At 38.8% G+C, this 22,512-nt stretch carries 25 protein-coding genes and 1 riboswitch; of the genes, 8 read left to right on the top strand and 17 right to left on the bottom strand.

The window, feature by feature from the left end:
* Positions 1-453: 453 nt before the first annotated feature.
* Positions 454-588, bottom strand: a complete 135-nt coding sequence (locus F7888_RS22815) for a hypothetical protein (protein WP_263601188.1) — start codon at positions 586-588, stop codon at positions 454-456.
* Between the two features lie 179 nt (positions 589-767).
* Between F7888_RS22815 and F7888_RS09100 the strand changes: the two genes are divergently transcribed.
* The 3 genes from F7888_RS09100 (at position 768) to F7888_RS09090 (ending at position 2,235) form a co-directional block, all read left to right on the top strand.
* A complete protein-coding gene (locus F7888_RS09100) occupies positions 768-980 on the top strand; it encodes a helix-turn-helix transcriptional regulator (RefSeq protein WP_191778855.1) in 213 nt (70 codons plus the stop codon).
* A complete protein-coding gene (locus tag F7888_RS09095; RefSeq protein WP_191778854.1) occupies positions 973-1,485 on the top strand; it encodes a hypothetical protein in 513 nt (170 codons plus the stop codon). The genes F7888_RS09100 and F7888_RS09095 overlap by 8 nt, the downstream gene beginning before the upstream one ends.
* A 108-nt stretch (positions 1,486-1,593) precedes the next feature.
* Entirely contained in the window at positions 1,594-2,235 is a 642-nt protein-coding gene (locus tag F7888_RS09090) for a hypothetical protein (RefSeq protein WP_191778853.1), read from the top strand.
* Positions 2,236-2,396: 161 nt separating this feature from the next.
* Here the strand turns inward: F7888_RS09090 and F7888_RS09085 are convergent, their stop codons facing one another.
* From F7888_RS09085 to F7888_RS09075, 3 genes are read right to left on the bottom strand one after another with little or no spacing between them, the layout of a single operon-like run.
* Positions 2,397-2,747, bottom strand: a complete 351-nt coding sequence (locus F7888_RS09085) for a DUF2535 family protein (protein ID WP_412095988.1) — start codon at positions 2,745-2,747, stop codon at positions 2,397-2,399.
* A 24-nt stretch (positions 2,748-2,771) separates the two neighbouring features.
* The gene (nspC, locus tag F7888_RS09080) at positions 2,772-3,899 is read right to left on the bottom strand and encodes a carboxynorspermidine decarboxylase (protein ID WP_191778851.1); all 1,128 of its coding nucleotides are present in this window, start codon (positions 3,897-3,899) and stop codon (positions 2,772-2,774) included.
* Between the two features lies 1 nt (position 3,900).
* The gene (locus F7888_RS09075; protein ID WP_191778850.1) at positions 3,901-5,139 is read right to left on the bottom strand and encodes a saccharopine dehydrogenase family protein; all 1,239 of its coding nucleotides are present in this window, start codon (positions 5,137-5,139) and stop codon (positions 3,901-3,903) included.
* Between the two features lie 773 nt (positions 5,140-5,912).
* On the opposite strand from F7888_RS09075, the gene F7888_RS09070 reads away from it, so the two are divergent.
* A complete protein-coding gene (locus F7888_RS09070; RefSeq protein ID WP_191778849.1) occupies positions 5,913-9,380 on the top strand; it encodes an endo-1,4-beta-xylanase in 3,468 nt (1,155 codons plus the stop codon).
* A gap of 50 nt (positions 9,381-9,430) precedes the next feature.
* On the opposite strand, the gene F7888_RS22915 is transcribed toward F7888_RS09070, so the two are convergent.
* From F7888_RS22915 to F7888_RS09025, 9 genes are all read right to left on the bottom strand, one after another.
* Positions 9,431-10,276 (bottom strand): type II secretion system F family protein, encoded by an 846-nt coding sequence (locus F7888_RS22915; protein ID WP_191778848.1) that lies wholly within the window; start codon positions 10,274-10,276, stop codon positions 9,431-9,433.
* 93 nt (positions 10,277-10,369) lie between these two features.
* On the bottom strand, positions 10,370-11,332 hold the full coding sequence (locus F7888_RS09060) for a type II secretion system F family protein (protein ID WP_191778847.1): 963 nt from the start codon (positions 11,330-11,332) through the stop codon (positions 10,370-10,372).
* A gap of 6 nt (positions 11,333-11,338) precedes the next feature.
* A complete protein-coding gene (locus F7888_RS09055) occupies positions 11,339-12,691 on the bottom strand; it encodes a CpaF family protein (protein WP_225228679.1) in 1,353 nt (450 codons plus the stop codon).
* Between the two features lie 12 nt (positions 12,692-12,703).
* Positions 12,704-13,903: an AAA family ATPase gene (locus F7888_RS09050; protein WP_191778846.1), complete on the bottom strand. Its 1,200-nt coding sequence runs from the start codon at positions 13,901-13,903 to the stop codon at positions 12,704-12,706.
* The gene (gene cpaB / locus F7888_RS09045) at positions 13,900-14,454 is read right to left on the bottom strand and encodes a Flp pilus assembly protein CpaB (protein ID WP_191778845.1); all 555 of its coding nucleotides are present in this window, start codon (positions 14,452-14,454) and stop codon (positions 13,900-13,902) included. The genes F7888_RS09050 and cpaB overlap by 4 nt, the downstream gene beginning before the upstream one ends.
* Positions 14,455-14,466: 12 nt before the next feature.
* Positions 14,467-15,372: a Tad domain-containing protein gene (locus F7888_RS09040; RefSeq protein WP_191778844.1), complete on the bottom strand. Its 906-nt coding sequence runs from the start codon at positions 15,370-15,372 to the stop codon at positions 14,467-14,469.
* Between the two features lies 1 nt (position 15,373).
* Positions 15,374-15,757 (bottom strand): TadE/TadG family type IV pilus assembly protein, encoded by a 384-nt coding sequence (locus F7888_RS09035; protein WP_191778843.1) that lies wholly within the window; start codon positions 15,755-15,757, stop codon positions 15,374-15,376.
* 29 nt (positions 15,758-15,786) lie between these two features.
* Complete coding sequence (locus tag F7888_RS09030) at positions 15,787-16,278, bottom strand: A24 family peptidase (protein ID WP_191778842.1); 492 nt, start codon at positions 16,276-16,278, stop codon at positions 15,787-15,789.
* A gap of 107 nt (positions 16,279-16,385) precedes the next feature.
* Positions 16,386-16,568, bottom strand: a complete 183-nt coding sequence (locus tag F7888_RS09025; RefSeq protein ID WP_191778841.1) for a Flp family type IVb pilin — start codon at positions 16,566-16,568, stop codon at positions 16,386-16,388.
* An 84-nt stretch (positions 16,569-16,652) separates the two neighbouring features.
* Positions 16,653-16,740: riboswitch (cyclic di-GMP riboswitch) on the bottom strand.
* A gap of 192 nt (positions 16,741-16,932) precedes the next feature.
* Between F7888_RS09025 and F7888_RS09020 the strand changes: the two genes are divergently transcribed.
* Together F7888_RS09020 and F7888_RS09015 are read left to right on the top strand one after the other, a co-directional pair.
* A complete protein-coding gene (locus F7888_RS09020) occupies positions 16,933-17,271 on the top strand; it encodes a DUF192 domain-containing protein (protein ID WP_191778840.1) in 339 nt (112 codons plus the stop codon).
* 62 nt (positions 17,272-17,333) lie between these two features.
* Positions 17,334-18,641, top strand: coding sequence for a DEAD/DEAH box helicase (locus tag F7888_RS09015; protein ID WP_191778839.1), 1,308 nt, complete (start codon positions 17,334-17,336; stop codon positions 18,639-18,641).
* Between the two features lie 66 nt (positions 18,642-18,707).
* On the opposite strand, the gene F7888_RS09010 is transcribed toward F7888_RS09015, so the two are convergent.
* The 3 genes from F7888_RS09010 to F7888_RS09000 form a co-directional block, all read right to left on the bottom strand.
* Positions 18,708-18,890 (bottom strand): hypothetical protein, encoded by a 183-nt coding sequence (locus F7888_RS09010; protein ID WP_191778838.1) that lies wholly within the window; start codon positions 18,888-18,890, stop codon positions 18,708-18,710.
* A 41-nt stretch (positions 18,891-18,931) separates the two neighbouring features.
* Positions 18,932-19,960, bottom strand: a complete 1,029-nt coding sequence (locus F7888_RS09005) for a serine hydrolase domain-containing protein (protein WP_191778837.1) — start codon at positions 19,958-19,960, stop codon at positions 18,932-18,934.
* Between the two features lie 161 nt (positions 19,961-20,121).
* Complete coding sequence (locus F7888_RS09000) at positions 20,122-20,400, bottom strand: CD3324 family protein (RefSeq protein ID WP_191778836.1); 279 nt, start codon at positions 20,398-20,400, stop codon at positions 20,122-20,124.
* A gap of 266 nt (positions 20,401-20,666) precedes the next feature.
* Between F7888_RS09000 and F7888_RS08995 the strand changes: the two genes are divergently transcribed.
* Both F7888_RS08995 and F7888_RS08990 read left to right on the top strand, forming a co-directional pair.
* Complete coding sequence (locus tag F7888_RS08995) at positions 20,667-21,203, top strand: RNA polymerase sigma factor (protein ID WP_318246252.1); 537 nt, start codon at positions 20,667-20,669, stop codon at positions 21,201-21,203.
* Positions 21,187-22,014, top strand: coding sequence for a hypothetical protein (locus tag F7888_RS08990; RefSeq protein ID WP_191778835.1), 828 nt, complete (start codon positions 21,187-21,189; stop codon positions 22,012-22,014). The genes F7888_RS08995 and F7888_RS08990 overlap by 17 nt, the downstream gene beginning before the upstream one ends.
* Positions 22,015-22,057: 43 nt before the next feature.
* On the opposite strand, the gene F7888_RS08985 is transcribed toward F7888_RS08990, so the two are convergent.
* Positions 22,058-22,465, bottom strand: a complete 408-nt coding sequence (locus tag F7888_RS08985) for an HIT family protein (protein WP_191778834.1) — start codon at positions 22,463-22,465, stop codon at positions 22,058-22,060.
* Positions 22,466-22,512: the final 47 nt, after the last annotated feature.

The following is a 22,512-nucleotide window of genomic DNA, read 5'->3' as shown; positions in this document are numbered from 1 at the left end:
AGAGTTTCACATATTATGAAAAATTTATTAGGAACCGTGTCGAAAAATATTTTTTTGACACTCTAGCAACGAGTCAAACCGTTGATATATCAATATTTATAGAGGGAGGAATTGTATATTAATAATCAACTAGTATGTGAAAAAACTAGAGACCGATGGTATTCATGGCTATCTTCATCCCAAAAGTTAACTGCTAAGATTGAAGTCGGAAATCAATCTAAAGTCGTAAAAGTGAAACTGGGTGGGATCATCTTCTTAAATTGTAAAGTATATGTGGACAAAGAGTTGATTTTTAAAGAAAAATTGAAGATTAACCCATTCTCAGCGGGTAATAAATAACAAATAAAAAACGTTCCAGGATTATGTACTTGGAACGTTTTTGTTCGTTTTTTTGTTAATTTTATAGACGAACGTAAAAATCATCAGAAGAAGAACTACTGTAAATATTAAAGCTCAAATACTGTTCTCTCCAAATAACGTCACGAGTAACAGATCATATGACGGAATTCCTAGTGCTTTTGCTAATGGCAAGATCACTAGTGTTGTCGCAACCCCCATTAAAAAAATCCAAATATGGTTGAGTTTCATTTAAAAGCCTCCTATTTTATGTAATATTATAATTCTAGTTTAACACTAAAAGAAATAAATTCCTATTTTTCATTTTGATATTATTTGGAAAAATGTTGTGAATAATTATTGACAAAATGTTAAGTAAACATTACATTATGTATATAATAATTAACTTGTTAAATCGAAAGGAGTTCATCATGCTTCGGAATCGAGTGAAGGAATTAAGAGCTCGACATGGATTTTCACAGTCTGAATTAGCAGGGCGTGTTGGTGTTACAAGGCAAACGATTGGATTTATTGAAAAGGGTGATTTTTCACCTTCGATTACGTTATCACTACGTCTGGCAAAGCATTTAAAGATTAATGTGGACGAGTTATTTTGGTTAGAGGGAGAGGATATCAATGAGTAAACATGATTTTCGAGTACAGCTACCGTTATGGAATATTGCTATATTTGTGATTTTGATGATTTTTACATATGGTGCTGTTTATGCCGCAGATTTATTATTTAGTGATTTAGAAGGTGTGTTTGAAACAGTGGATGGCAGAGAAGTAATCAACTTGCACGTACCTAGTATCTTGGCTGCATTTTTGGGCTTTTTCTTAGTAATTGTGTTTTTTGTTGCCTATTTCACAAAGTTAATCAGCCACAATCGAGAGCATCCAAACCGTAAGCAAAATGCGTTCTCATTTCTAAGGCCGATTGAGTTTTTAGAGGATGATGAGATGTTTAATCAGGTGACAAAGAACGCAACTAAGAATGTATACACCTTTTATTCGAATGTCATGCCATTAATCATGTTGTTTATGCTATTTCCTTTAGATCGCTATTTATTTATCATGGCTATCTTACTGGTTCTAATTGTTCAAAATGCGTTGTACTATCGCGAAATTCGTAAGTATATTGTAGAGTGAAATAAACTTTCTTAAATTTGGGTAGTCCTTATTTCCTTTTCTCACGCACCCCTTTTTGTCCATCCGTTATAATGGAAAAGAATGGAAAAAACTAAGGGAGAGATGAGATTGAGGAAATATATAATGCTTTTGTTTTGTGTAATAGGAATGAGTTTTATCATTGGCTGTAGCAACAACTCAGCTACTCCGGATGATCCGACTGATGAAACGACTACGGATGTTGAAGAGGAGAAGCAAAACGAAAAGGAAGCTGAGACAGAAACTGATATAGATCCAATTGAGGAAGAAGAAGTGACTGAAGAAGAAACTTCAACAGAGACTGATGGTGTGAAGGAAGACTTATATGCCTATTACCATGAAGGGATTGTACCTCTTGGTCCCCTTGAAGCAGAAGCATTAGGGATCTATGATTCCGTGACAGGTGATAATTATGTTGATGACGAGACCTTGTATTATGCATTGGTGGATGCGGTGATTCCGATTTATCGAAAGTTCACAAATGAGCTTCAGCAATTGCGCCCAGAAACCAAGGAAGTACGAGATCTTCATCGCTTATATATTGATGGTGCCCAACTTCAATTAAATGGTATGTTGAAAATGATCACAGCCCTTGAAGAGCAAAGCTATGATTTAATGGGTGAAGCCAATAACGTCATGTATGAAGGATATCAATTAATCATGGACTTCCAATATGAACTACAGGACTTAGTTGATGAGCATGGGATTGAATCAGATATGAATCAGTTATAAACGTTTGATAAGTTTGATAAGTTTGTAGACGATTGACAGTTCAGAATCATACTTAGCAGACTGAATTCCTATTAGACTCTTACAGAGGTTACGGAGCCATTCACTCTAAGAAATAAACCAGCAGATTCTTCTGCTGGTTTCCTTCGATTAAAGGCTGATTATTAAGCATTGTTCTTATAAGATTCGAGCTCAAATAATTCCTTATAATCAGCCCATTTCAGCTTTCGTTTCATATAATCTCGAAAGGAATAGCTGGTTCTGTCCTGTATCTGTGGTTCCTGGTAGAGGGATGATAGATATTTTTGCAAGCGTATTTGTACCATGAAATAATAGTGGTTCGATTCATCAAGGAATGGGATATCAATGATTTTTACAAATTGTCCATCTACATTTTTGAACTCCAAGGTCTTATATAACAAAATATCATCTTCTTTTCCCGTTTTTATATTATTATACCGACAATAGTTTGAAAAATCAAAAATAATATTAAGATAGAAAAAAACCAGACCCATTATGATGAGTCTGGTTCATTGATGTTATGCTAAACGATTTTTGAAATCTTCATATCCAAATTCACGAACAACTTTACAATCACCATTCTTATCTTGAACAGCGATGGCTGGTAATGGCATACCGTTGAATGTGTTGGTTTTCACCATTGTGTAGATGGCCATATCACCAAATACTAAGCGGTCCCCAATTTCTAATGGTTGGTCAAAGGAATAATCTCCGATGACATCGCCAGTTAGGCAGGTTTGTCCACCTAGGCGGTAGGTAAATGGTTTTTCGTTAGCTTCACCTGAACCTACTAGTGGAGGACGATAAGGCATTTCAAGTACATCAGGCATATGACATGTTGCTGATGTATCAAGGATTGCAATATCAATCTTATTTGTATGGAAGTCAAGAACAGAAGTGACAAGGTACCCAGCGTTTAGGGCAATCGCTTCGCCTGGTTCCAAATAGACTTCTAGTCCATAGTTATCTTGCATTCTCTTAATACAAGCTTCTAACGTGGCAAGGTCATAATCTTCTCTTGTAATATGATGACCTCCACCAAAATTAATCCATTCCATTTGAGGCAGCCATTGTCCAAATTTCTCTTCGACTGCATCTAATGTAGTCTTAAGATCATCTGAATTCTGCTGACAAAGAGTATGGAAGTGAAGACCTGAAACACCGTCAAGAAGCTCTGGACGGAAATCTTCTAATCTTACACCAAATCTAGAACCTGGAGAACAAGGGTCATAGATTTCATGACCTTCTTGAGTTGAGATTTCTGGATTAATGCGCAAACCGATTTTTCGGCCAGCTTGTAGTGCTTTGCTTTTGTATTTCTCCAATTGTGAGAATGAATTGAAGATAATATGATCACAAATTGAGATGATCTCATCCATTTCATCCTCACGATAGGCAGGGGCAAAGACATGATTTTCTTTGCCCATTTCTTCATAGCCTAAGCGTGCTTCATATAAGCCACTAGCAGTTGTGCCACTCAAATATTTTCCGATGAGGGGATACATGGTTGTCATTGAGAAAGCTTTTTGTGCCAACACGATCTTTGCTCCTGTACGCTGCATCACACCGTTTAGGATTTTAAGGTTTCGCTCGATGAGTGCTTCATCGACAACGTAGCAAGGTGTTGGTAGTTCTTCGAATTTCATGTTATCGAACTAACTCCGCTTCTTTCTCTTCAACCGTATCTTCATCTACAAGAACTGGATTGAAATCCTCTACCCATGGAAGTCCCCATTTGTTTAACTCTTCCATGAATGGATCTGGATCGAATTCCTCAATATTGTATACGCCAGCTTTGTTCCACTTTCCAGTAAGAATCATTGCTGCACCGATCATTGCAGGAACACCAGTTGTATAAGAGATTGCTTGTGAACCTACTTCACGGTAGCATTCTTGGTGGTCACATACATTGTATACATAATAAGTCTTTTCTTTTCCATCTTTTTTCCCTCTAAAAATACAACCGATATTCGTCTTACCAACTGTACGTGGTCCTAATGTTGCTGGATCTGGTAAAACAGCCTTCAAGAATTGTAGTGGAATGATTTGTTTTCCTTCGAATTCAATTGGTTCGATTGAAGTCATTCCTACATTTTCAAGAGCCTTAAGATGTGTTAGGTAGCTTTGTCCGAATGTCATGAAGAAACGGATACGCTTAAGTCCTGGCATGTTTTGAGCAAGAGATTCAAGCTCTTCGTGATATAGTAAGTACATGTCCTTCTCGCCAACCTCTGGGAAGTTGTAGACACGCTTAATTTCCATTGGTTGTGTTTCAATCCATTCACCATTTTCCCAATAGCGTCCGTTTGCAGACACTTCACGAATGTTGATTTCAGGGTTGAAGTTCGTTGCGAATGGGTAGCCATGATCGCCACCATTGCAGTCTAGAATGTCGATATATTCAATTTCATCGAAATAATGCTTTAATGCATAAGCAGAGAATACGCCAGTTACGCCTGGGTCAAAACCGCTTCCTAATAGTGCTGTGATACCAGCTTTTTCAAAACGCTCGCGGTAATCCCACTGCCATTTGTATTCGAATTTAGCTGTATCTTCTGGCTCATAGTTTGCTGTATCCATATAATGTGTCTTTGTTGCAAGACACGCATCCATGATTGTTAAGTCTTGGTATGGTAATGCAAGGTTCATCACGATATCTGGTTTAACTTCATTAATTAAAGCAATAAGCTCATCTACATTATCTGCATCAACTTGTGCAGTTGTAATTTTTGTTTTTCCACCATCTAGCTTTGCTTTTAAATCATCGCATTTAGATTTTGTACGACTAGCGATACAAATTTCTTCAAATACGTCACTGTTCTGAACACATTTTTGAATGGCTACAGAAGCCACTCCTCCACAACCAATAATAAGAGCTTTTCCCATTATACTCTCCCCTTACGTAATAAATTTGATTGCAAAACACTTCAACTAGAGATTCTTGACTCCACGTATTCCAAAATAAAAAGCAAGTGCATCCACGATTTTCTCATCGCGCATCACACTTGCTCTAGATATAATAATCAATATTAAATAGCATAGTAAGTCCTTTTAAACAGCATTATGTACCAATACGTACAAGGACCTTTGGAAGAAAGCTCTTTAATATTCGAAATATATCATCAATGGATCAGAGTCTAATAGCAAATAATTACTTTTACCACTCTTATTGACCGTTTCACAAGTTGTTGTGCAATGCACTGGTTATAAAGTAACCAACTTATAAAATTTGAGCTTCTAACTCAATCAATAAGGCAACTATTGGTTGCCAATCGGCATTTGACCCGGCTGTCCGTATGGCCTTAACATCCTTTAGGGAGTGGTCAAAAATTATCTGCTTGGAAAGATCCAATATCTCGAATAGTCGCTTTCCAATACAAGCAATATTTATAATAGCATAAACATACTCAATTACAAAAGATAAAATTCACTTTTTTTCTAATAAATTTCTAAGATCAAGTTGAAGGCGCGGAAAATTAGGCTTTTAAAGACGTCAAATTTTTTCATGATATTTAATTTCTACAGTAAGTTCTTTAGTTTGTAGGGATAACGGTATTAGGGTGACAAGGTATAATTATAGATTGAAAGGAGGGAGTTCTTATTATTTGTAAGCGTTTTAATTTATATGAAGATATTAAGAATATGGAGGAATGTCACGAATGAGCAGGAAGCTTAAAAGATGGATTTCATTGATTCTTGTCGTCATCTTACTATTACCATCAGGCTGGATTAAGCCTATTGTTAAGGCAGAAGCAAATGAGGATACTGGTACAACGACTATTTATCACGAAACCTTTGAAGGGGGAGTAGGTGTAGCGACGGTTGCTGGCAATGCGACGGTTGAGGCCGTCACTGGAAAAATATTTGATGGCAATGATGACGGAAATGCCATCCTTGTCAGTGGAAGAACGAATAACTGGGATGGGGTCGATATCCCTTTTGGTAACGTTGGAATGGAAAATGGAGAGACCTATACGATTACTGTAACTGGTTATGTTGACGGAGATGTGGAAGTCCCTAGTGATGCACAGATCTTGCTTCAAAATGTGGATAGCTATAATGGCTTGTTTCTTAATGCAACTGCTGAGGCAGGCAAAGCATTCACGTTAACTGGAAAGTATACAGTTGATACAAGTAAGGATCGAGCTCTTCGAATCCAATCAAATGAAGCTGGAAAAACGGTTCCCTTCTACATAGGCAACCTTCTCATCACAGCTGAAAAAGCGACAGAAGAACCAGTGGAAGAACCTGCTACTGAAAAAGTAGTCTATCATGAAACGTTTGAAAGTGGTGTTGGTGTCGCCACGAAAAGTGGAAATGCTCAGTTGACTCCAACGTCAGGCATTGTTTTTGATGGAAATGATGATGGAAACGCCTTGCTTGTAAGTGGAAGGGCTAACAATTGGGACGGTATTGAAGTAAGCTTCAGCAGTATTGGGATGGAACATGGTCGAACCTATACAATTACTGCGACAGGTTATGTTGATGGTAGTGTAAGTGTTCCTAGTGGTGCACAGGCTTTACTGCAAAATGTAGACAGCTACAATGGCTTGTACTTAAATGCCAATTTTGAGGCAGGACAAGCATTTATTTTAACAGGAGAATTCACTGTTGATACTACTAAGGATCGAGCATTACGAATTCAATCGAACGAGGAGGGAAAAACGGTTCCTTTCTATCTTGGTGATCTTCTGATTACTGAGAAGGAAACTCCTGGTGGTGGTGAGGAAGAGCCGGGCGTAGAAGAGCCAAGAGAACCTGCAAAACCATTCACAACCATTACCTTTGAAGATCAATCAACAGGTGGTTTTGAAGGAAGACATGGTTCTGAAACGCTAACGGTAACTGATGAAGCGAATCATACAGAAGATGGTTCTTATGCGCTAAAAGTTGAGAATCGATCAAATACATGGCATGGTCCAGCCTTACGTGTTGAGCAATATGTTGACAAAGGGGCAGAATATAAGATTTCAGCTTGGGTGAAGTTGATTTCACCAGATACTTCTCAGCTTCAGTTATCAACACAGGTAGGTGACGGAGATGGTGCCAGCTACAATAACCTTCAAGGAAAAACGGTAAGCACTGCAGACGGATGGGTTCAATTAGAAGGGACGTATCGATACAGCAGTGTAGGAAATGAATTCTTAACGATTTACGTAGAAAGCTCAAATAATAGTACAGCATCATTCTATATTGATGATATTACATTTGAGCCTACTGGTTCAGCACCGATTGAAATTGAGGAGTTAACTCCAATTATGGATGTGTACAAAGACCACTTCTTAATTGGTAACGCCGTTTCTAGTTCAGAATTTGAAGGGAAACGACTTGAGTTGCTGAAGCTGCATCATAATCTTGTGACAGCAGAGAATGCATTAAAACCAGGTTATGCCTACAATGATGCAGGCGAATTTGATTTCACCGCTGAAGATGAGCTTGTCGAGAAAGCAAAAGCACAAGGCTTGAAGATGCATGGTCACGTTCTTGTTTGGCATCAGCAATCAAATGAAGCGTTGCATACAGATTCGAACGGGAATCCGTTAAGTCGTGACGTGGCACTGGCTAATTTAAGAAACCATGTTCAAACTGTGGTTGAGCATTTCGGACCAAACGTGGTTTCTTGGGATGTTGTCAATGAAGCTATGAACGATAACCCACCAAATCCTTCAGATTGGAAGGCATCATTACGTCAATCTGGTTGGTTAAAAGCGATTGGAACAGATTATATTGAGCAGGCGTATCTCGCTGCCAAAGAAGTCATTGAGGCAAATGGATGGGACATTAAACTGTATTACAATGATTACAACGATGATAATCAAAATAAAGCTGAAGCCATCTATCAAATGGTCAAAGAAATCAATGAGAAGTATGCTGCTGAGCATGATGGCGATCTTCTCATTGATGGAATCGGTATGCAGGGACACTACAACTTAAATACGAATCCAGAAAATGTTAGACGTTCATTAGAAAAGTTTATTTCGTTGGGAGTAGAAGTTGGTGTAACAGAGCTTGATGTGACTGCGGGAAGCAATAATGTTCAAACAGAAGATCAAGCAATTGCACAAGGATATTTGTATGCTCAATTATTTAAGTTATACAAAGAGCATTCGGAGCATATTTCTCGAGTCACGTTCTGGGGATTAAATGATGCAACTAGCTGGAGAGCAGCTCAAAGTCCATTGCTATTTGATAAGGACATGCAAGCGAAACCAGCCTATTATGCAGTTATTGATCCAGATAAATTTATTGCAGAATATGATTTTGAAGAAAAAGAAGCCACGCTTGGAACAGCTACATTTGGTACACCAGTAATTGACGGAACGATTGATGATGTTTGGAGTGATGCACCTGAACTTGAGGTGAATCGTTATCAATCGGCTTGGCAGGGAGCAACAGGAGTTGCAAAAGTCCTATGGGATGAAGAAAACCTATATGCGTTAATTCGAGTAAGTGATTCACAGCTTGATAAATCAAGTCAAAATGCATGGGAACAGGATTCAATTGAAGTGTTTGTAGATGAGAATAATGGAAAAACATCATTCTATGAAGGGGATGATGGACAATATCGCGTGAATTTTGACAATGAAACGACGTTCAATCCTGGAAGCATTGCAGAAGGATTTGAATCTGCTACTCATGTTTCAGGTAATGGCTATACAGTAGAAGTGAAGATTCCTTTAAGAACGATTACGCCAGAAGATAACACAAAAATTGGCTTTGACGTTCAAATCAATGACGCAAAAGACGGGGCTCGTCAAAGCGCAGCTACATGGAATGACACGACAGGTACTGGATATCAGGATACTTCTGTATTTGGAGTATTAACTTTAGTTAAATCAACGGAACCAACTCCTGAGCCGGAACAACCAGAGCAACCGGAACAGCCGGAACAGCCAGAGCAACCGGAGCAACCAGAGCAACCGGAACAGCCAGAGCAACCGGAACAACCAGAGCAACCAGAACAACCACAAAATGAGAAGCCAGATAAACCAAAGAACCCAAATGTAGGAAAAACGAATGAACTTCCAAATACGGCTACAAATACATTCAATTATTTATTAGCCGGATTCGTGTTGTTACTCGCTGGATCTGTATTATTTATTTGGAATCGAAGAAGAACAAGCTAAGAGTAAGAAAGTAAGAAGAGGCTGATTCAATGTCAGTCTCTTCTTTTCTCTTAAGAAAAAAACTGTGTCACAAGGTTCACAACAACTGGCCCAATTAACACGATAAACAACGTAGGGAAGATGAAGAAAACCATTGGTATTAGCATTTTAACCGGGGCTTTCATGGCTTGTTCCTTTGCTTGGAATCGTTGCTTTTCACGGATTCGCTGAGATTGTGTGCGCAGCACTTTGCTCATCCCAATTCCCATTTGATCAGCTTGAATGATCGAGGACATTACGCTTTGGAAAAACTCAGAAGGGACGCGTTCTCTTAATTCAGCAAAGGCAACCTTTCTTGATTTTCCAAGCTTCATATCGTCTAATGCAGATAGAAATTCCTTTGATAAAGGCGAGTCAATTTGAGAACACACCTTTTTTAACGCACCATCTAAGCCCATCCCAGCTTCAATTGAGACATTTAACATATCAAAGAAATCCGGCATCGCCTTATCAATTAACTTCGTACGTTGCTTACTTTTAGCAGCTAAATAATAATTTGGGTACATGAGGACAAACATAGAACCAACCAAAGCCAAAAACAGCATTTTCATCTTTTCATCAGCAGCGGGAACAAGGAGTAAAGAGAACACTAAGAAGATAGCTACTGGTAACAAAATTTGAACTAATAGAAAGTCACTTGCTGAAAGACCAAAGGGATGGCCAGCTGCTTGTAATCGTTTCTCAATTTGAGCCATTTTCTGCTTCGGTAAGCGCCCCTCAGCCATTTCCCGGATTTTGATCAACTGTGGCTGAATCAATCGTTCATACAGACTCTTCTGCTTCAACTCGTCAAGGTCCTCGATTTGCTCGTGTTGTCCATGTCCAGAAATAAACGGTGCAACACGACGGTAAATCACCATTTTTTCCTTATAAAAAAACAGTAATAGCAGAAATCCTATGCAGCTAAAAAACAAGAATGAAAACAGCCAAAAGAAAAATGAGAGCATTTCTTACACCTCAATCGTAACAATCTTCTGAATCAGTATCCAACCAATCGTTCCAGAAACAATCCCGCCGCCCAGTAAGGCCCAGCCTAGGGGATGCTGCAGCATTGGAGTGAAATATTCGGGGTTCATGAGATTTAATAGTAAACCAAGACCAACAGGGAGGAGCGTAATGACAAGTGCTGAAATCCTTCCTTGCGAAGTAAGTGCTTTCAACTCATCCTTCATTCGAACCCGATCTGATATCGTTTCGTGAATGGTTTCCAAGATTTGAGCGAGGTTCCCACCTGTGGAACGCTGGATCAGGACAGCTGTTAACACCATTTCTAAATCCTTATTAGGCAACCTTTTTAATAATTGATCGAAAGCTGCATCCATGGAGATGCCAAGATTAATTTCCTTGATTGTCCGCAAAAACTCAATCCCAATCGGGTCAGGCATCTCCTTTGCCACATGCTGCATAGCCTGCATAAAGCTAAATCCAGATTTCATCGCACTTGCCATCGTTTCAAGGGCCTGAGGAAGTTGAGCACCAGAAGCGGCCACTCTTTTTTCCTTTTTCCGTTTAATATAAATTGATGGAAGCTTCCAGCTGACAAAACCGATTAAAAGGGCAAAGAAATATTGAACCCCCAGTAAGATAGAAAGTAAAAGCGTAATTGAAAATAGCGCAATTCTAATCGTAATGAATTCTTCCACCTTAATCGGTATCCCGGCACTTTCTAATTCATGCTCAAGCTTCTGTTGCTTTTGGTCAGTTGTGCGAACGTTTTTAGCTAAACGCTTTACCCAATCCTTCAAATGGGTTTTTTTCGGGGCATTTCTCTCCGTCGTTATTTCAGTGTCTGGCACTTTCTTTACCATTAATTGCTCAATCCGTCTTTCAACACGCTTTGTTTTCTTAACAATCAAGCTTCCGATATAGCCAAAGCTGAGGGTAGCAACAATAAATATAATCACTGTCATCATGAGTTCTCACTCTCCATTAAACCAACTTGCTTCAAGCTCATAACCGTATTGTTCAAGCTTTTCCGCATAGTATGGACGAATTCCAGTAGCCTTATGTTTGCCAATCACTTTCCCCTCCGCACTCATTCCAGTTTGATCGAACAAGAATACATCCTGAAGGACAATCGTTTCTCCTTCCATACCAATCACTTCAGTAATGTTTACGATCTTACGGCTTCCGTCCTTTAATCGAGATTGCTGGATAATTAAGTCAACGGCACCAGCAATTTGCTCGCGAATCGCACGAATCGGAAGGTCCATCCCGGCCATGAGCACCATCGTTTCAAGACGAGAGAGCATCTCACGTGGGGAGTTGGAGTGACCGGTTGCTAGAGAGCCATCATGCCCAGTATTCATCGCCTGAAGCATGTCCAAAGCCTCACCACCACGAACCTCTCCAATAATAATTCGATCAGGTCTCATCCGTAATGAATTTTTCACCAAATCTCGAATCGAAATCGCACCTTTTCCTTCGATATTCGCAGGTCTTGTTTCTAAGGACACAACATGCTCCTGAAGTAACTGAAGCTCTGCAGCATCCTCAATCGTAATGATTCGTTCATCATGAGGGATAAAGGAGGACATAACATTCAGTAGGCTTGTTTTTCCACTTCCTGTCCCACCGCTGATAAAAATGTTCAACCTAGCTTTGACACAAGCATCAAGAAAGTCAGCCATGTCCTCTGTTAACGAACCAAAGCGAATAAGGTCATCAATTTGTAGCCGATTCTGAGGGAATTTCCGAATGGTTATGGATGGCCCTACTAATGAAAGTGGAGAGATAATTGCATTCACACGTGAACCATCAGGTAAGCGAGCGTCAACCATTGGGCTGCTTTCATCGATCCGTCTGCCAAGAGGGGAGACAATTTTTTCAATCACCTGCAAGACATGATCGTCGTCTCTGAAATACGAATCGCTCAATACGAGCTTCCCTTTTTTCTCAACATATATTTGGTAGGGACCATTAACCATAATTTCAGAGACATCAGTGTCTTCTAATAAAGTGGTGATCGGGCCATAGCCAATTAATTCATCAGAAACAGCGTCAATCAATTCTTGCTTTCCTTCAAATGACAAGCGATCACTTTTATCATTTAAGAAGTTCATGGCTTCTTTCTCGATTAAGGCTTGTTGTTCTTCATCTGTTAGCGTTGGCTTCTTCTTTAATTCAGAGATTAAATGGCTATGCAATTGTTTTCTTAATTCGGATTCCTGTGGGGGAGTATTGGATTCGCGTTTTTGAATCGAGGTATCCTTCTGCCCCCGGTTTGATGGAGTTGAGAGATTCTTTTCATTGATTCTTTGTAATAGGGACAAGACAATCTCCTCCTATTTCTTCTTCCGGTTAAAAAAAGAAAATCCTTTTTTCTTCGGTTCTTCAATTCGTGTCTCTATTTCAGAAGGCATCTTCGAGATAAGTTGCTTCGTCAATTTCATCACTGCTTTGGCAACGGCAGTTTTTGGTTCGCCAGAGACAAATGATTCTCCTTTATTAATTGATGAGATGACCGTGTGGTAATCACTCGGAATGCTTGCTTCAATCTTTCGCCCGAGTACATTTTCGACGAGCTCTATCGACATTCTCTCGGTTTTCGAATCGCGGTTTAAAACCACCTTGATTTTATCTTCTAAACCTAATAAGTTAAGGGTCTCAATCGCAAGCTGCCCGTTCTTAAGAGCAGGGAGGTCCAAAGAAGCAATCAGTAAAATAACATCAGAATTTTCAAGTGCCACCAAGCTTGTTTCAACGAAAGAAGGTGGGGTATCAATAATGATCATGTCATATTCCTGCTTCATCGCCTCAATTAAATAAAGAATATGCTCTCCGCTAATTAACTCTGCAAATTCAGGGAGAGAGGGAGCGGCTAATACATCGATTCCTGATGGATGCTTTGACAAAAAGCGATCATAGGATTTATCCCCATTTTCATAGGATTGCTTCACCCAGTCGTAGATGGTTTGAGTTGGCTGAAGATCGAAAAGGAGAGAGACATCCCCAAACTGCAAATCCAAATCTAGGACAGCAACTTTTAGTCGGTGTTTGTTCAATGCTGCAGCAATATTGACACTAATCGTCGTTTTCCCAACTCCGCCCTTTGTACTACAAACAGTGATGACCTTTGCTTCTCTCACAATCCCATTCATTTCTTGGTCGTGCTTCACCTTAATCCTAATGACTTCTTCTGCTTTTTTAATGGCCTTAATGACCTCAGATTCATCACTATCAATATCAACAACATCAACTGCACCTGAGAACATCGCTTGCTTCAAATCAATGGATTCCTTATGTAATAAAAGCAAAACAGATGTTAGCGGGTACATTCGGGATAATTCCTGACAAATGTCATAAGGGTCTTGAGCAGAGTTTGGCCCAATAATCATGACAGTTCCTTTGGAATCACTAATTTCGTCTCTTAAATCTGGGAGTGTATCAAAAATTCGACTTTGAATTTTTAAGTCATCGAGCATCATTTTTACCGCACTAGAGTACATTTGCTTGTCTGAATAAATAAAGTAGTGAATCATCATTGTGGTATCTGCCCCTTAATCAACTGCTCTAATGATAGATTGACATTTGGTGTTCGTTCATGATCATCTGTGGCACGTTGTATAAGTGTGATAAATCCGTTTTGTCTTGCAAGTGTTAGAAGAACTGCATCTTCTGGATCCAATTCAACAGTCACCATCGTATAAGGGTCCTGAGTCTCAGTTGCAGCAGCTTCTACTTGGGTATTTTCAGTCGTTGTACCAACAGCTAAAACCTTGACATCCTGTAGTAAAAGCTGTGCCGTACTCGGATTCCCATTAATTACTGAAATCATGTCAACGTAAGAGCCAGGTTTGACAAACCTTGATACACTTTGAATCTCATCAACAGGGAGTGTAATCGCTCGATGGCCAATTTCAATTGGTATCGAGTCACTTGTCGGTTCAATATCTTCAGCTACATCTACGTTCTCTTCAGGTGGAGGAGGTTCTGAAACCGTTGCGTTGTTATTCATCGACGTCATCATGAAGAATAACACTGACATCACCAGCCCAAATATAATCGCAAACATCCATAGTTTTTTCGTATTCACTCATATCACCATCTATCTGGTCAATTTATAGCTATATGTTCCATAATCATGTTGCCCGGGTGCAGAATCACCGGAATGATTGCTTCTGATAAAATAACCTTCTACCGCTGCGCCTACACTTGTTGAAGTCACGTGATCGATAAAGAACGTACCAAAACCGACGATTCTGACCTGATCGATTTTTTGACTTGTTCCTTGCACTGGAACATAAATCGGAACAATCACAACGCGAGAACAACCTTGTGAGTAATTTAAATAGGTCGCATTTGGGCAATCAGAGATCCGTTTCGATATTGCGTTGACAGTGGGATTAGCCATTTTTCCTGTTTCCGTATTTAATAATTCCCCAACATATAATTGAGCTCCGTAGCCATAGGTTAAATCGGTTTCATAATTCTTTGCACCTGGTCCTGTGAGAGCAATCGCTCCAAAATTTCCATTGGCTGAATCACTGACCTTAAGTGCAACCTTTGTTCCAAAATTCATCGTAGTGGAATGCAAAATCCCAAGTGGAATCGCACCAGTAACAGCGGTCAAGGGCTGGAGCTCGACTCGTGCGCTTGCTTCAATGATAGGCTCATCAATCCCTAAGGCTGTTGCAAAAAACAATGTTCCTGTGATTCTTCCTCTCACTTCAATCATTGTATGGGTAGTATTTGTTTCAATCGAAAAATTATTTGGATTTCCGTTATTCGCGATAATTGTATTCACAGCTTCAGCCTGAGCCTTTATGAAATTAGCAGGAAGCTCTTGGGCACCAGCAAGGGTTGAGGCATCGACAATATTTTGCAATCGACTTTTCTCGAGATATAAAGAACCGACATCGACCACAAGTGCTGTACATGCAAGAAAAATAGTTAACCAGAGGGTAACTAAGATGATGACTTGTCCGTTTTCATTCTTCAACAATCTCTTCATCTTATTCCACCCTCATCACGGTTTTTGAACGAAGGGTAAGAGGATTTGGTGCTACATTCGCAAGGAGGGGGACCGAGAAAGAAATAGGGTATGCGAGTTCAACGGTTACATATGACCCTCTTACTCGATCTTGGGGAAGGGGAGTGATCGAAACAGACACTGTTGTTGAATCAAGGAGAGGGGCTGAGCCCTTGACACGTGCAATCACCTCAGAATCTGTTGCACCCACACTGGCGATTCTAGCACCCTCTCGACTTGCATGATCAAGCGTTAAATAAGCATGGAAAATACGTCCGAAATCAATGATTGCGAATAGAAAAAGTACGAGTATAACGAGTGAAAATGCTAATTCAACTGTTGCTTGACCTCTTTGGTTGCTTGTCATGATTCGTCACTCCGCATGAAATATCATTCTTATAACAGGTTCATTCCATAATAACTGAAAGTCCCTAACACTATCGCTACACCATATGGAAATGCGTGGTGATACTCTTTTTTGCTTAAGCTATCTAATGTTCTAAATTGTGCCGAAACGACCATTCGTTTTAACGTGTTCATGAAATCTTTTTGGAAAAGTAAGATGATAAGAGCTATTATTCCACCAAATAACGCAATATATAAGAAAGAACCGAATACAAATGCACTACCTTTTAACGCGCCAATTGCCATCACTAATTTCAAGTCACCAGCAGCCATACCGTTCAATACATAAGGAATAAATAATAACGCAAATCCTGTTAAGACACCTAATAGGCTAAAAAGAAGACCGTGAAAGCCACTTGTTACAGTATTTGAAATAATCCCGATTAGGATAGCTGGTAAAGTGACGATATTAAGAATTTTTCTTTGTTTTACATCTGTGAAGAATGAAATGACTAAGGCGATTACTAAGATCATTGTTGTCATAAAGTTTCTCCCCCCGTAAAGAATCCTACTTTCACTGCCTATTGCAAGACGGAAAGTAGGATTTTAAAATGTGTTTTTTTATCTATCTATTGAATGAATGTTTATTTTTATGGTTTAGTAAAACCATTTGTAATGTTTGTTGTTACTTCGCCAACTTTAGTTGTTAATGTGTCACCGAATGCCCAGAATGCACCAATCGCACCTAGTGCAACAACTCCTAAGATTAAACCGTACTCAGTCATCCCTTGACCCTTCTCATCCTTAATGAAACGTTTGATTTGCTTTTTCATGATATATATTCCACCCTTCAGGATTTTTTTAGTACGGAATTGCTAAAAAATATCCCCCGAAGAATAGTTTAAAGTTCAACTATTTTCGGCAACTGGCTGGCATATCGACTCAGTCGATGAAGCCCCTATAGCTTTGCGTCTCAAGGTTTCCCTTGGTTTGCCCTTATCATTAGTGTAAACAACGATAACGAGATTGATTCACGTCTTTCATCGCCCGTGTCTCGCTGCCTGTGAAGAAATCATATCACCTCTAGAGTTCTTCACCAATGACAAATTATTTCATGTCCTACATGAATCTGGAAAGAGTGAAATAAGAACAATTTGACAAAGCTTATAATACTTCATCATAAGGGATTTGGTGCTTATGAAATTACAAACTGGAGAAAAAAGTAAGGAAATACCAATTCAGGTTAAAGAATACCATACGTTTTTCAAACGATTTAAAGGCTTGATGTTTCGGGTTGAACCAATTGAGAATGAAGGAATCTGGATTAAGCCTTGTAACTCGATTCATATGTTCTTTATGTTTTTTTCAATTGATGTCGTGTTCTTGAATGAAGAGATGAGAATTATCGCATTAAAAGAAAATGTGAAGCCGTGGACCTTGATTTTTCCGATTAAGCATGCGACATCGGTCATTGAATTTCCTCAAGGAACGATCTCTAGCTATTCTTTTGCGGTCGGAGATACGATTCAAGTATAGTGTTTGCTGAATAATATGCTATAGTAAATAAGCATTCTTATAAGAAAAGAGACGTGATGATATTGCCTGATTTTTTACAGCTTGGCATTCGAAAGGAAATTAACCATACATTAAAGTCATTAGGACTTGTGCAACCAACTCCGATCCAGGAACGAACGATTCCCGCAGTTCTTGAAGGAAAGGATGTCATTGCAAAAGCACAAACAGGGACGGGAAAGACATTAGCATTTGTCCTACCGATTCTTGAAAAAATAGATGTAAACCGCTCAGATGTGCAAGCACTGATTTTGACACCAACACGAGAATTAGCTCAGCAAATTTCAAAAGAAATCAAGAAAATGATTGAGAACCTTGAAGGGGTAAATGTCCTTGCAGTCTATGGTGGGCAGGATGTTGCACACCAATTGAAAAAGCTAAAAGGGGCACAGCATATCGTCGTTGCGACTCCAGGACGATTACTAGATCATATTCGTCGTGAAACCATTGATCTATCCACCGTGGAAATGCTGGTATTAGATGAAGCGGATCAAATGTTACATATGGGATTCTTGCCAGAGGTGGATGACATCATTCACGAGACCTATTCAACTCGGCAAACGATGCTATTCTCAGCAACAATGCCAAAGGAAATCCAGTCCTTAGCGAAAAAGTATATGACTGAGCCAGAGTTAATCGAAGTGAAGGCGAAAAAAGTAACCGTTGAAGAAATCAAACAAGTTGTTATTGAAACGACTGACCGTAGAAAACAAGCGACTTTATTTCATTTAATTGAAGAACAACGACCGTTCCTAGCGATCATCTTTTGCCGGACAAAGATTCGTGCGAAGAAGCTGTACGATGCACTGGTGGCAAATGGTTATGAAGCAGACGAGTTACACGGTGATTTAACACAAGCGAAACGTGAAAAAGCAATGAAACGTTTCCGTGAAGCAAAGACTCAGTTCCTAGTCGCAACCGATGTAGCAGCAAGAGGTCTTGATGTTGAAGGGGTCACCCATGTATTCAATTATGATATCCCACATGATGTCGAGAGCTATGTTCACCGAATTGGACGGACCGGCCGTGCGGGTGGAGACGGAATTGCTTTTACCCTAGTCGCACCAAAGGATCTCGACTTCTTACGTATGATTGAAATAGGAATCAATCAAACCTTGGAAAAGCAAGTGATCAAAGGGGTTAGTATTCCTGACAGAGAAGACTATCAGCAGGAACGAAATGAGCAAATTAGAAAATCCCGACCTCGAGGTCCTGAAGCAAGAGGGAATGACAGAAGAAGAGGAAATGAATCGTCAACAAGAAGAAACTCCGATCACCGCAGATCAGAAAGTAAATCTGGATCTGGGGGAAGAGGGAGAAGGAACAGTAGATAGCCTCAATGTGCAAGCCTGTATCTTTGATTAGTGATTAACTAATCTGTTGATACAGGCTTGCACTCTTTATTTCTTATATTTCAATGTACTTAAAATCTCAGAAACACCTATTGCAATTCCTGCGTTTAACATGCCGAACAATGTCCAAATTAATGTCATTCCATCATACTCACCAATAAAATTCATGACAAAGAATATGAGGCAGAAGATAAACATTAGTAATCCAAATACAAATAATAATCGATCCAAACAATACGCCTCCAATATACACTGTTAAACTTTCCTTTATATTATGATATGTCCTTTGTAAATCCCTCTTCAATCACTCTCATCATGTCGTATGCCCCTTCTGATTTGTTTGAACACACAACAACCTTGTAATTGGTTTCAGGGTAATAAGCAGAATGAAAGCTAACACCTGGATCATAGCCCATAATATGATATTTTTTTATAACCTCATTTTCTTTATCAATCCAAACACCATATCCGTACCAACTATCATCTTCCTCTGTATAGACATAAGGGGTAAGTAATTTTTGTGTGTAATGCTTACCTAAAAGCTCCCCATTTACCAGTGCGTCCCACAACTTATCCATGTCTTGTACCGTCGTGTATGCTCCACCATCAGGTCCTCCTTTTACAGGAAGGGAATAGATATTTGTTTTCCACGTTCGATTAGGAAAGTCAATATAACCAATAGCCGTATTTGGTGGTAATGCATCAAATTCAAAATATCCTGAGTTCTTCATACCGGCTTTATTAAATACATGTTCTTGAATATAATCTGTGAAGGGGATCCTACTGGCCTGTTCAACAATTAACCCAAGCACAATATACCCCGCATTATTGTAATGAAACCTATCGCCAACATTCAGTTTCATCGAATGGTTTTGAAATAAAGGTAAGAAATCCTCTAACTTTCTTATTCTATACATAGGGTTTTGCACCCATAATTCCTCAAAGTCCTCCATTATTTCCTCATCGAAATAATCGGGGATCCCAGAAGTATGTGTAAGTAAATGATGAATCGTGATAGATTCATCGAAAGCAGGAAAAGGAATATTTAGGCACTCCTTTAATGTTGAATCAAATGATAGCTTCCCACGTTCAACAAGCTGGCAAATGGCTATTGCTGTGAAAAGCTTACATCCAGATGCGATCCCGAATCGAGTAAAGTTGTTATTTTTAATTTCTTCAGAACGGTTGGCATAACCATTACTTCGTTCTGCCACCACTTCTTTGTTCCTTTTGACAAGTGTCGTACCTGAGAACTCAATTTTGTCCTGCATGGCTGTCAATTGTTTCAAAATAGTAGTCATACTATTATTCCTCCCACATAAATCAGGCTTATTTATCAAGATTCTTACTATCTTGTAATATCTTACCAATCGCTGTGAGGAAAGGAAACCTCAAAAACTAGTGGGAAAAGTTTTTGAGCAAAAAAGGATACTTACAAGAAAAATAAGTATCCTGAATTCGCTTATACATGTTGTGATTTTTCTTGTCGAATGATCCTTTGTATACTTTTCTCAGATAAAAAATACATTCTGGCTAGGTCACCTATACTAACTCCTTGAAGTGAGTCTGTATAAATGTCTTTATTTCTCTTTTTAAGTGATTCTCGTGTTCCGCTATTCTCACCCCAAGATTTTTTGTTTTCTGTTTTTCTTGGAATATATAACGGCTTACCATCTACATATTGTTGAATCAATCTAATGACTTCTTCTGGTAATACACGTTCCGCATTAATATAGTTCATTCTTTACTCCCTCCAGTTAAGTAGATTTTCAGAGTATGGAGTAAAGATTACAGCGAACGTGCTTCAGTTAGTTTTCAAACGATTCATACAAGAAGGAATAAGTTCATTTATTTTCACCTCACATTTACTATAATTATAAGATAAATAATTGTTTTATTTTGAAAAATGACTAATTTTTTTGATTATCGAGTCAATTTACCATTTTTGCGACCAAATGATTAATTTATTCGTCTATTAGATATTAAAAACAGAAAGGAGGACCTTACGTGTTCTCTGACAATGAAAAGAAGGTGAAATTGCGAGATTGGTACGAGCATCATAGTGATTCCATCTTTAAATATTTAGTCATCATGCTTAAGGATGTCCATCAAGCAGAGGATTTGACGCAAGAAACGTTTATCAAAGGGTACAAGAGCTTTCACCATTTTGACTATTTGTCTTCGGAGAAAACATGGCTATTCAAAATTGCACGAAACCTTGCAATTGATTCTCTAAGAAGAGAGAAAAGAACAAGACTTATTAAGCAAATCCTACATGTAAAAGAGAACACCGTATCACCCTCATCGGAACAATTAGTGGTTATCCAAGAGGAAATTGGTGAGTTCTATCATATTCTTTCAGGTTTAAAAGAGACCTATCGCGAAGTCATCCTCCTAAGAAAAGTAAAGGAATTCTCGACGAAAGAAACGGCGCTAATCTTAGGGTGGTCAGAAAGTAAAGTTAAATCAACATTATCAAGAGGATTGAGCGAATTAGAAAGCAAGCTCATTGAGGAGGGATTTACTTATGAAGAACTCTCATGAAGAAAAGCCTTATTTAAGCTACACTCTGAAAACACTAGATCAGAAGATTGAATGGAATCTAGACAGTAAAAAGCGAGTTGGAAAAAATATATTCAATGAGATCAATAAGGATGAGTGGAAATTGAAGGTGAAGGCTCAGTTCAATCGATGGACTCCCAGTGTAATAACAGTCGTTCTTTTACTAATTGGGCTATTTTCGATCCATACTTTTCTAGAAAGTGAAGATCAGTTTTCCATTGATAAGCAGGGAGTTCAACCAGTCAGTAGGGGCGAAGTGAATGAGTTTATTGAAGGTATTCATTATACAATTGAAGATATCAAAGGGAAACAACAAATTGTATTAACTGAAGAAGGGCATAAACACACAGTGTATCCATTGGATGCATATAAGAAAATAGAAACGATCAATGGGGAACCAGAATTAAATGTAGTTATGGATAAAGCGGGAGATAAAGTGAACTTCTCCATATCTGCCCATTACTCTACAACTACTGTTGGTAGGTATATTTCTGTTCACACACAGAGGCACCATCAATCCGTGGATGAAAGAGTGAAGATGGCATTAGCCCATCCTGAGTATCCTGCACAAGCATATACGACCGAAGAAATAGAGATTGCAGGACAGAGAGCAGTCCTCCAAGAAAGCGTAGACGGCACAGTAAGATTTAGTGGATTACAGGTCATTACTGACAAGAATATTTATTATTTCTACTCTCAGTCAGTAGCAACTGATGATTTTAATGCAGCTGAATTGATTGAATTAGCGAAGTTGTTTACTTATGAAAATGAAGATAGGTATACATCGAAATAAAAAAGTGTGCTAAAGACCTTCATGGTAGAAGGTCTTTACGTCATTATGACAAGTTTCCTATTAACTTCTGCCTTATTGCTTCAAACTCATCCTCAATTACTTCAATTTCAGGTTCGTTCCAGGAAAAGCCATCCTCTCTAAATCTTGGTATGATATGCATATGATAGTGTTCAACATCCTTGAACATCCCGTTATTTTGCATCACAGTAATACCATCGGTTAATAAAGATTTTTCAAGGGATTGTGCGATTTTTTGAGCAACAAGTATAACTTCAGTGAGACTTTTCGAATCCACTTCACTGAACTCTGGATAGTGACGCTTGGGTACAATTAAAACATGTCCTTTGTTGATTGGAAACTTGTCTAAGAAACAAATAACATGATCATTTTCATAAATGATATAGGCCATTTCTCTTTTGGAAATGATTTCACAAAAAATGCAATGCTCCATCCTAGTACGCCTCCTAGTAGACAATTAATCTTCTTAACTCATTATTT

The sequence above is a fragment of the Litchfieldia stipae genome, assembly GCF_014837155.1.
Taxonomy (GTDB): domain Bacteria; phylum Bacillota; class Bacilli; order Bacillales; family Bacillaceae_L; genus Litchfieldia.
Note: the sequence above shows the minus strand (reverse complement) of the source record. Positions and strands in the feature narration are given on the sequence as shown.

Bases quoted from the DNA above. Each gene is read 5' to 3' on its own strand.
- F7888_RS22815 (WP_263601188.1), bottom strand. From the start codon at position 588: ATGAAACTCAACCATATTTGGATTTTTTTAATGGGGGTTGCGACAACA.
- F7888_RS09005 (WP_191778837.1), bottom strand. From the start codon at position 19,960: ATGACTACTATTTTGAAACAATTGACAGCCATGCAGGACAAAATTGAG.
- F7888_RS09100 (WP_191778855.1), top strand. From the start codon at position 768: ATGCTTCGGAATCGAGTGAAGGAATTAAGAGCTCGACATGGATTTTCA.
- F7888_RS09095 (WP_191778854.1), top strand. From the start codon at position 973: ATGAGTAAACATGATTTTCGAGTACAGCTACCGTTATGGAATATTGCT.
- F7888_RS08985 (WP_191778834.1), bottom strand. From the start codon at position 22,465: ATGGAGCATTGCATTTTTTGTGAAATCATTTCCAAAAGAGAAATGGCC.
- F7888_RS09035 (WP_191778843.1), bottom strand. From the start codon at position 15,757: ATGACAAGCAACCAAAGAGGTCAAGCAACAGTTGAATTAGCATTTTCA.
- F7888_RS09040 (WP_191778844.1), bottom strand. From the start codon at position 15,372: ATGAAGAGATTGTTGAAGAATGAAAACGGACAAGTCATCATCTTAGTT.
- F7888_RS09025 (WP_191778841.1), bottom strand. From the start codon at position 16,568: ATGAAAAAGCAAATCAAACGTTTCATTAAGGATGAGAAGGGTCAAGGG.
- F7888_RS09020 (WP_191778840.1), top strand. From the start codon at position 16,933: ATGAAATTACAAACTGGAGAAAAAAGTAAGGAAATACCAATTCAGGTT.
- F7888_RS09060 (WP_191778847.1), bottom strand. From the start codon at position 11,332: ATGATGACAGTGATTATATTTATTGTTGCTACCCTCAGCTTTGGCTAT.
- F7888_RS09070 (WP_191778849.1), top strand. From the start codon at position 5,913: ATGAGCAGGAAGCTTAAAAGATGGATTTCATTGATTCTTGTCGTCATC.
- F7888_RS09030 (WP_191778842.1), bottom strand. From the start codon at position 16,278: ATGACAACAATGATCTTAGTAATCGCCTTAGTCATTTCATTCTTCACA.
- F7888_RS09075 (WP_191778850.1), bottom strand. From the start codon at position 5,139: ATGGGAAAAGCTCTTATTATTGGTTGTGGAGGAGTGGCTTCTGTAGCC.
- F7888_RS09000 (WP_191778836.1), bottom strand. From the start codon at position 20,400: ATGAACTATATTAATGCGGAACGTGTATTACCAGAAGAAGTCATTAGA.
- F7888_RS08990 (WP_191778835.1), top strand. From the start codon at position 21,187: ATGAAGAACTCTCATGAAGAAAAGCCTTATTTAAGCTACACTCTGAAA.
- F7888_RS09050 (WP_191778846.1), bottom strand. From the start codon at position 13,903: ATGATGATTCACTACTTTATTTATTCAGACAAGCAAATGTACTCTAGT.
- nspC (WP_191778851.1), bottom strand. From the start codon at position 3,899: ATGAAATTCGAAGAACTACCAACACCTTGCTACGTTGTCGATGAAGCA.
- F7888_RS09085 (WP_412095988.1), bottom strand. From the start codon at position 2,747: ATGGGTCTGGTTTTTTTCTATCTTAATATTATTTTTGATTTTTCAAAC.